Here is a 3,858-nt window from a genome sequence, read left to right as displayed (position 1 = left end):
AGATGTGTATAAGAGACAGCCCCACACCCGCCCGCACCATTGCACAAATTGAAGCAGCGCTATGGGTTTCTATTACCATGCGGCGTTTCACCTGATGCTCATTAAACAAGGTATCCAGAAGCTGACGGTAGCTGTCGGTCCGCGACAGGCTGATGTAGTTTTCGCCCTGAAAATCCTGGGGGGTGAGCACGGATTTCTCGGCCAGCGGATGTTCCTGTGGCAGCACGCATACTTCATCCAGCGCCAGCAATTCTGTACGTTTAGTGCCGGCGGGAGTATGCAGAGTTTCTGTGATGCCCAGATCGTGGCGTTGCGCCGACAGCCACTCTTCCAGCAATGGTGACTCCTGCGGCACTATCTGAATATTGACCTGCGGGTAGCGTGTGAGGAACGGCTGCAGCAGCGGCGGTAAAAAAGATTGTGAGAATACCGGCAGGCAGACAATCGATAATTCGCCCTGACGAAATTCGCGCAGGCTTTCAGCGGCGCTCACAATCCTGTCCAGACCATACCAGGAACGTTGCACCTCTTCAAACAGACGTAACCCTTGCACGGTCGGATGCAGCCTGCCACGCGAACGTTCGAATAGCGTTAATCCCAGCACTTTCTCGAATCGGGCCAGTTCCCGACTGACGGTCGGCTGCGAGGTATGTAGCATCCGCGCGGCTTCCGTCAGATTGCCTGCGGTCATGATGGCGTGAAAAATTTCAACATGGCGTAGGTTAACGGCGGGCATGGCGAATCCTCGAATGATGTAATCCATATCATTTTTGCATAGACTCACGATAAAACGATATTTTTTATTCTTTTCGGGCTGTGGCGTAATCATAAAAAAGCCAATACCGGAGCACACCATGCCACGCCCACTCAATAGCACTGATACCGATCTCACCGCCGACAACCTGCTACGCCTGCCCGCTGAATTTGGCTGCCCGGTGTGGGTGTATGATGCACAGATTATCCGCGCGCAGATTGCCAAACTGAGCCAGTTTGACGTGGTGCGTTTTGCCCAGAAGGCATGCTCAAATATTCATATTCTGCGCCTGATGCGCGAGCAGGGCGTGAAGGTCGATTCCGTCTCGCTGGGCGAAATTGAACGCGCGCTGGCGGCGGGTTTTGAGCCGGGAAAAGATGAGATTGTCTTTACCGCCGATATGATCGATGGCGCGACGCTCGCCCGGGTGCATGAATTGAGCATTCCGGTTAATGCCGGTTCAGTGGATATGCTGGAGCAACTGGGTCAGCTTTCGCCGGGCCATCGCGTGTGGCTACGCGTGAACCCTGGCTTTGGTCATGGACATAGTCAGAAAACCAACACCGGTGGCGAGAACAGCAAACACGGTATCTGGTACAGCGATCTACCGGCGGCGCTGGAAGTGATCCAGCGCTATCAGTTGAAGTTGGTGGGTATTCATATGCATATCGGATCCGGCGTCGACTACGGCCATCTGGAACAGGTATGCGGCGCGATGGTGCGTCAGGTTGTCGAGTTTGGTCAGGATCTGGAGGCGATTTCCGCGGGCGGCGGGCTGTCGATCCCGTATCGCGAGGGGGAAGAGGCGATCGATACCGATCACTACTTTGGGTTATGGAACGCCGCGCGCGATCAAATTGCGCGTCATCTGGGTCACGCTGTCAAACTGGAGATCGAACCGGGCCGTTTTCTGGTGGCGGAATCCGGCGTGCTGGTGGCGCAGGTGCGCAGCGTAAAAGCGATGGGCAGCCGTCACTTTGTGCTGATTGACGCCGGTTTTAACGATCTGATGCGCCCGGCGATGTACGGCAGCTATCACCATATTTCCGCGCTGGCGGGGGATGGTCGTTCGCTGGAAAATGCGCCGCAGATTGAAACCGTGGTGGCCGGGCCGCTGTGTGAGTCCGGCGACGTGTTTACCCAGCAGGAAGGTGGAAATGTGGAAACCCGTCTGCTGCCAGCGGTGGTGCCGGGTGATTACCTGGTGCTGCATGATACCGGGGCGTACGGTGCGTCAATGTCGTCAAACTACAATAGCCGCCCGCTGCTGCCGGAAGTGTTGTTTGATCACGGCGTGGCGCGACTGATCCGTCGTCGTCAGACTATTGATGAGCTACTGGCGCTGGAATTAATCTGAATACAGCGTTGTGAAATGCCGGATAAGCGTAGCGCCATCCGGCATCTGATTACTTAAAGTACGGCCCTGTTGTCACCGATTCCCGCAACACCAGTTTGCCGGTAAACGGTGGGATCGGCTCTACGCTCTCACCGTTGGCCAGACGGATAGCCTGGTCAATTGCCGTTGTTATCATGGCGTCAATCGGCAGATAGACGGTAGAGAGTCCCGGCTCCAGCCATTTAGCGCTGGGCGCATCGTCAAAACCAAAGAGCGAGACGTCCGTCGGGATCTTCAGGCCAGCCTGATGCAAGGCTTTTGATGCACCTAATGCCATGTCATCGTTACAGGCGAAGAGAGCGCTGAATGTCACCCCTTCCTCCAGCAGCTCACGACAGGCTTCATAGCCACGCGTCATCGTTGAATCGCCGTATTTAACCTTGCCGGGGTCCCAGGGAATACCGTTTTTTTCCAGCGCTTTACGATATCCCATCAAACGTGATTTACCGGTAGGGGTATGGCCCGGCACGGTGATGCAGGCAATATCGCTATGCCCCTGGGAGATCAGATAATTGACCGCCTGGAACGCGGCTTCTTCCTGTTCAAAGAAAATCGCGCGATCGCGGGCCTGACTGACATCACGGTTAATGACCAGCAACGGCATAGCAATGCTGTTCATCAGTGACATAATCGCCTGCTCACTCATATAACGGGTATAGAGAATAATGGCATCACACTGCCTGTCGGCCAGCATTTGCACGGCTTCCTGTTCACGCTCCGGCGTGTCGTGACCGTCGGTGACGATCAACTGCTTACCGTGAGATTCCGTCTGGCGCGAAGCCTGTTGCAGCAGGCGGCCAAAGTAGAATCCATCAAACGTGGAAACCACCAGGCCAATGCTATTGCTGGTACGGTTCGCTAAAGAACGCGCTAAAAAATTGGGTCGATAATCAAGTGCCTGCATGGCCTTAAACACTTTCTGGCGCGTGCTCTCTTTTACCTGACCCGTACCATTCAGCACGCGCGAAACGGTCGCTTTTGAGACGCCAGCATGTCGTGAAACGTCCAACATCGTGGTCATGACGCTATCCTGGTTAATCGTTTGACGAAGAATTGCCCGGCTCTGTCAGCGTCGAAACGGAATGGCGGCGCACCAGAGTTGGGTTAAATACGTGGGTGATTTCAGGCGCGGGTCGCTTCTCCGCCAGCGCAAGCGCCAGTTCAGCGGCCTGGGTCGCCATCGTCACTATCGGATAGCGTACCGTGGTCAAACGTGGACGCACATAGCGGGAAACCAGCACATCATCGAAGCCGATCAGGGAAATTTCGCCTGGTACATCAATGCCGTTATCATTTAACACGCCCATCGCGCCAGCCGCCATTGAGTCGTTATAGCAGGCTACAGCCGTGAAGTTTTTACCACGGCCAAGCAACTCGGTCATGGCCTGCTCACCGCCGCTCTCATCCGGCTCGCCAAAGGTCACCAGCCGATCGTTAATCGGTATATTGCTCTCCGTCAGCGCATCGTAATAGCCTTGCAGGCGATCCTCCGCATCTGAAATGGTGTGATTGGAGCACAGATAACCGATACGGGTATGGCCCTGCTGAATAAGGTGTCGGGTAGCCAACCACGCGCCGAAGCGGTCATCGAGGGCAACGCAGCGTTGTTCGAATCCTGGCAGAATTCGGTTGATTAATACCATGCCGGGGATTTGCTTCATTAATGAAGCCAGATCTGCATCCGGGATGATTTTGGCGTGGACAACAA

At 55.1% G+C, this 3,858-nt stretch carries 4 protein-coding genes; 1 reads left to right on the top strand and 3 read right to left on the bottom strand.

What is annotated here, in order from left to right:
- A partial coding sequence (locus tag KQJ18_RS22410) for a LysR family transcriptional regulator (RefSeq protein ID WP_216422781.1) occupies positions 1–736 on the bottom strand: 736 nt, incomplete at its 3' end.
- A 118-nt stretch (positions 737–854) separates the two neighbouring features.
- On the opposite strand from KQJ18_RS22410, the gene lysA reads away from it, so the two are divergent.
- Positions 855–2,111, top strand: coding sequence for a diaminopimelate decarboxylase (lysA, locus tag KQJ18_RS22405; protein WP_216422779.1), 1,257 nt, complete (start codon positions 855–857; stop codon positions 2,109–2,111).
- 49 nt (positions 2,112–2,160) lie between these two features.
- On the opposite strand, the gene KQJ18_RS22400 is transcribed toward lysA, so the two are convergent.
- Both KQJ18_RS22400 and KQJ18_RS22395 read right to left on the bottom strand, forming a co-directional pair.
- The gene (locus KQJ18_RS22400; protein WP_038633346.1) at positions 2,161–3,171 is read right to left on the bottom strand and encodes a LacI family DNA-binding transcriptional regulator; all 1,011 of its coding nucleotides are present in this window, start codon (positions 3,169–3,171) and stop codon (positions 2,161–2,163) included.
- A gap of 13 nt (positions 3,172–3,184) precedes the next feature.
- Positions 3,185–3,858 (bottom strand): substrate-binding domain-containing protein (locus KQJ18_RS22395; protein WP_216422777.1); only part of this gene is annotated, 674 nt, incomplete at its 5' end.

Source organism: Citrobacter sp. S55_ASV_140, assembly GCF_018919505.1.
Classification (GTDB): domain Bacteria; phylum Pseudomonadota; class Gammaproteobacteria; order Enterobacterales; family Enterobacteriaceae; genus Citrobacter; species Citrobacter werkmanii.
Note: the sequence above shows the minus strand (reverse complement) of the source record. Positions and strands in the feature narration are given on the sequence as shown.

Excerpts from the sequence above, each read along its gene's own strand:
- lysA (WP_216422779.1), top strand. The coding sequence starts at position 855 with ATGCCACGCCCACTCAATAGCACTGATACCGATCTCACCGCCGACAAC.
- KQJ18_RS22400 (WP_038633346.1), bottom strand. The coding sequence starts at position 3,171 with ATGACCACGATGTTGGACGTTTCACGACATGCTGGCGTCTCAAAAGCG.